Raw genomic sequence first — 4,078 nt, forward strand, 5'->3', positions numbered from 1 at the left:
CATGGCTTGTGATTCCCGGCTGGGCCGGCACGAAATAGAACACGCTTCCGTGGGCGCCTTCCAGGTGTGGCAGGAAGGCGTAACGTTTGAAATGAATGGCGCACGCGCACAAGTTGCCGCGCGACGACCAGGGTGCCAAGATCGCGCCGCGACGTTCAGTCGCATGAAAGAGCAAGCTTCCGCGCTCGGCCGGCAAGGCGCCGGAGATTGCCAAGAGTGGAAGCATCGATTCACGAATCAGCTGGGGAAGCATGCCGATCAAGGCATCGCGTTCCGCATGCTTCGACATCGACAGCATCACTTGTAGAGGGAGAGACGCGATGAACACCCTAAAGCATGGCGCCGCCACCGCTACTTTCGCGGTCGCCGGCATGGCCCTCGCGCTTGGCCTTGCCTGCGGCACCGCAGCTGCGCAGGGATTGGGCGACCTGGGCGGGAAAATGGGCGGCCTGCTCGGCGGCAACAGCTCGATGAGTTCCGGCAGCATGGGTAACGTGGCAGGTTTGCTGCAGTACTGCGTGAAAAACAATTACCTGGGCGGCGATTCCGGCGCGTCCGGCATCGCCGGCAAGCTTTTGGGCAAGACCCAGGGCGGTTCCAGCAACACTGACTACCAGAGCGGCCTGGGCGGTATCCTCAAAGGCAGCAACGGGCGTACCACCAACCTCGCCGACGTCGGCGGCGGCAACAGCGATTTGAAATCGAAGATCACCACCAAGGCGTGCGACGTGGTGCTCAAGCAAGGCCAGCATTTCATCGGCCACTGAAGCCGGGTGCATGCGCAAGAGCACGACACAAAACCACGACACCGGCCTTGCGGCCGGTGTTTCTTTCAAGGGTTGACGTCGGCCTCGACCAGTTTCGCCAGCAATACCAGCGATTCCTGCCAACCGAGGTAACAGGCCTCGGCGGGGATCATCTCCGGCACGCCTTCCTGCACTACCGTGAGTTCCGTGCCGAAAAACACCGGGCGCAGCGATACCGTCGTCTGCATCGTTCCGGGCAGGTTCGGATCGTCGAACACACCGGTGTAGCGCAGCCGCTCGTTCGGCACAAGCTCAAGGTATTCGCCGCCGAAGGAATGGCAGCCGCCCGTGGTGAAGTTGGTGAACGACATGCGGTAGCGGCCGCCTACTCTGGCTTCCAGCGCGTGCACGCGGCCGGTGAAGCCGTTCGGCGGCAGCCATTTGGCCATGGCGTCGGCGTCCAGGAAGGCGCGGTAGACGCGCTCCGGCGTGGCACGCAATACGCGATGAAGACGAAGAGTGTGGGTGGCCATGGCTACGCTCTCGCAGGCAGAGGAAGTCCCTCTGCGCATTGACGAACGGCGTGCAGCGGAATCGACAGCGGCCCGCTCACGCCCCGGGATGATAGACGCGCTCTATGTGTCCTTTCAGCTCCTCCGGCCAGAAATAGACCTGCCGCAGGTTGCCGGTGGTATAGCGCTCGGCTTCGTCCTTGAAGTGCGGCGAATCCGCATGGCCGCTTTCGCCGCCCGCGGTAATGGCGCGGGCGCGCACCTTGTCGCCGAATTCCACCACGGCGACGAAGCTGTTGCCGCTGGTACCGTAGTAGCGCTTGGTGCCGGGCCAGCGATGCGCACCGAAGGAAGCAAGCGAACCCCAGCGCGACGACGTGAACGGTACCGGGATGCTCGGCTGGTCATCGTTGAATGGCTGCACGATATCGCTGGTGAGGCGCTGGAAGCGATTGACCTCACCCCAGGGCACGCCCCAGCTGCCGAAATCCCGCTGCAGGCGATCGGAGGCTTCCACCAACGCCTGCAGCCGTGCCTGCGCACCCGCCTGCGCGGCCATGCGGTCATACATCGACACGCCCTCGGCGTTGTCGGCCTTGTCCATCTTGTCCCACAGGGCGTCGCCCCAGAACACGGCCAGCGTGGTCGGCATGGAGGCGATGCCCCAGCGATAGTCCCAACGGCGCAGCAGCGCGATCTGGCCGGCAAGCTTGCGCTTGAGCGGATCGGCCGCGGCCAGCGCATCGTAATCGTGCACGAGGATCGGCAGCTGGCGCGCAAAGGCCGGCAAATAGGGATCGAAGGCAGTGGCGATTAGCGATTCCACGGTGAAACCCTGCTTGTCGGTCAACAGCATGGTGGCGTGCACGCCGCGCGGGTTCTCGCCCACGGTATCCATGTAGCGCGGGTAGTCCTCGCGCCGCGGACTGTAAGGGCCGGCCGCCGAATACGGCCAGTCGTTGGTGTTCATGATCCAGCCGTTGGGAGGATTGAGCAGGTGCGGCAACTCATTGAGCGCGTGCAGGCCCTTCCAGTCGGTGGCCGGATCGCTGCCGTCGACCGGCTTGGTGTAATCGAAACGGTCGTCGCGTCGAGGGATGAATTGCGGATGCAGGTAGGCAATCTCGCCCTTGTCGTCGGCAAAGATGGTGTTGTTCGATGAATTGGCTTGCAGCGCCGCGACTTTCATGTAGCTGGCGTAATCGACTGCCTTGGTGCGCAGCCAGCTCTGCTCCAACGCTTTGAGCGGCGTGTTCATCAGCGCGATGGCGATCCATTTGCCATCCTTCTCGCTCACGACGGGGCCGTGATGCGTGGCGTATACCGTAAAGCTGCGCTGCCCCATCGAACCGTCGCCCTTGCGGTACGGCACAGTGACCTCGCGCTGCGACACCGCGCGCAGCGCGCTGCCGTAGCGATAGAACAGCTTGCCGTCCTTGCGCACGATGGTTTCGGCGAACTCGTCCACCGCATCGGCCGTGGTGGAGGTATGCATCCAGCCGATGTGGCGGTTGAAACCCTGGTAGATGAAGAACTGCCCCCAGGTCACCGCACCGTAGGCGTCGAGCCCCGCGTCGCTGGTCATTTGCAGCTCGGAGCGAAAGTAGAACGATGTGTGCGGATTGATCAGCAGCAGCGCGTGGCCGTCGGCGGTGAGCTTGGGCGCAATGGCGATGCCGTTGGAGCCGGACGGTTCAACCCAGCTTGCCGGCGGGTCCAGGCTGGCGACGGTTTGTTCGCCGTGGCCGTAGAAGGCGCGCAAACCGTCCAGCGACACGCGCTCGATATCGCCACCGATGCTGCCTTCGCTGAAGCTCAGCGCCATCCACGGTTCGAAGCGCTTGATCACGCGCGGATGCACCTGGGGATGCGTGGCAAGATAATCGTTCAAGCCGTCCGCCCAGGCGTCCATCAACGCCTTCAACCAGGACGGACTGGCCGCGTACTGGCGCTGCAGCTCGACCGGATCGATAAACAGCTTCATGCGCAAGTCGCTCCAGATGGCGTGCTCGCCCTCCGCTTCGGCCAGTCGCCCGAGCGCATTGAGATAATTGGTTTCAACCCGGTTGAAGTCGTCCTCGGCCTGTGCGTACGCCATGCCGAACACGGCATCGGCGTCGCTCTTGCCGTGCACGTGGGCGATGCCCCAGTTATCGCGCGTGATGGTGACTGCCTGGGCTTCGCGTTGCCAGCGCGCCTCGTCGGCACTTTCCGCATGCGCCGAGCGCGCCACGCCAACCGATACCAGCATGGCGGCGACCAGCACGCAGCGCGTCACGCGCGCCATGTGTGCAATACGGCGATTGTGCATAAGCGTCATGACCTTCCCCGGGGTACCAGGCCATGGTAGCGATTGCAGCGGGGACCGTTAAGTTGACCTTTGGCAGGGTGCCGCGGCCCCTTTTCGGCCGCTAGCCGGCGGGCAAGCGCTCGAAAGAGGGCATGCCCTCGGGAATCTGGTGGAACGGCTGCTTGTCGCAGGTGTAGATCGCCACTTGCGGCGCCCCGAACAGGCGCGGTTCGTCGAGTGTGCCGATTTTCAGTACCACGGCCGGAAGATCCGGCCGCCGCGTGACGATATGCGTGCCGCATTCCGCGCAAAACTCGCGCGATACCGGCCGCGCCAGATCGGTGCGCGAATAACGCTTGGGCGTGCCCTTGGTGTAGCGGAAGCCGTCCGCGGGCAGCACCAGAAACAGATGCGGCGAGCCGCCGCTGATGTACTGGCATTCGCGGCAGTGGCATTGCCCTTTCATCATCGGCTCACCGTCCGCAATATAGCGCAGCGCGCCGCAATAACATCCGCCTTCGAATTGCATG

5 protein-coding genes are annotated in these 4,078 nt (G+C 63.7%); 1 reads left to right on the forward strand and 4 read right to left on the reverse strand.

Features of this window, described 5'->3' with window-relative positions:
* Window positions 1-289, reverse strand: a 289-nt coding sequence (locus VMA74_RS17320) for a hypothetical protein (protein ID WP_325369219.1), incomplete at its 3' end; no start/stop codon positions are given.
* A gap of 31 nt (window positions 290-320) precedes the next feature.
* On the opposite strand from VMA74_RS17320, the gene VMA74_RS17325 reads away from it, so the two are divergent.
* Window positions 321-767, forward strand: coding sequence for a DUF2501 domain-containing protein (locus VMA74_RS17325; RefSeq protein WP_325369221.1), 447 nt, complete (start codon window positions 321-323; stop codon window positions 765-767).
* A 65-nt stretch (window positions 768-832) separates the two neighbouring features.
* Here VMA74_RS17325 and VMA74_RS17330 read toward each other — a convergent pair whose 3' ends face one another.
* The 3 genes from VMA74_RS17330 to VMA74_RS17340 form a co-directional block, all read right to left on the reverse strand.
* Window positions 833-1,279, reverse strand: coding sequence for an SRPBCC family protein (locus tag VMA74_RS17330; protein WP_414649630.1), 447 nt, complete (start codon window positions 1,277-1,279; stop codon window positions 833-835).
* A gap of 76 nt (window positions 1,280-1,355) precedes the next feature.
* Window positions 1,356-3,509 carry a penicillin acylase family protein gene (locus tag VMA74_RS17335; protein ID WP_325369227.1) on the reverse strand — a complete coding sequence of 718 codons (2,154 nt, stop codon included), beginning with the start codon at window positions 3,507-3,509 and terminating at the stop codon, window positions 1,356-1,358.
* A 160-nt stretch (window positions 3,510-3,669) separates the two neighbouring features.
* The coding region (locus VMA74_RS17340; RefSeq protein ID WP_325369225.1) for a GFA family protein at window positions 3,670-4,078 on the reverse strand (409 nt) is incomplete at its 5' end.

It is taken from the genome of Dyella sp. (assembly GCF_035508675.1).
Lineage (GTDB): Bacteria > Pseudomonadota > Gammaproteobacteria > Xanthomonadales > Rhodanobacteraceae > Dyella_B.

Bases quoted from the DNA above. Each gene is read 5' to 3' on its own strand.
- VMA74_RS17325 (WP_325369221.1), top strand. From the start codon at position 321: ATGAACACCCTAAAGCATGGCGCCGCCACCGCTACTTTCGCGGTCGCC.
- VMA74_RS17330 (WP_414649630.1), bottom strand. From the start codon at position 1,279: ATGGCCACCCACACTCTTCGTCTTCATCGCGTATTGCGTGCCACGCCG.
- VMA74_RS17335 (WP_325369227.1), bottom strand. From the start codon at position 3,509: ATGCTGGTATCGGTTGGCGTGGCGCGCTCGGCGCATGCGGAAAGTGCC.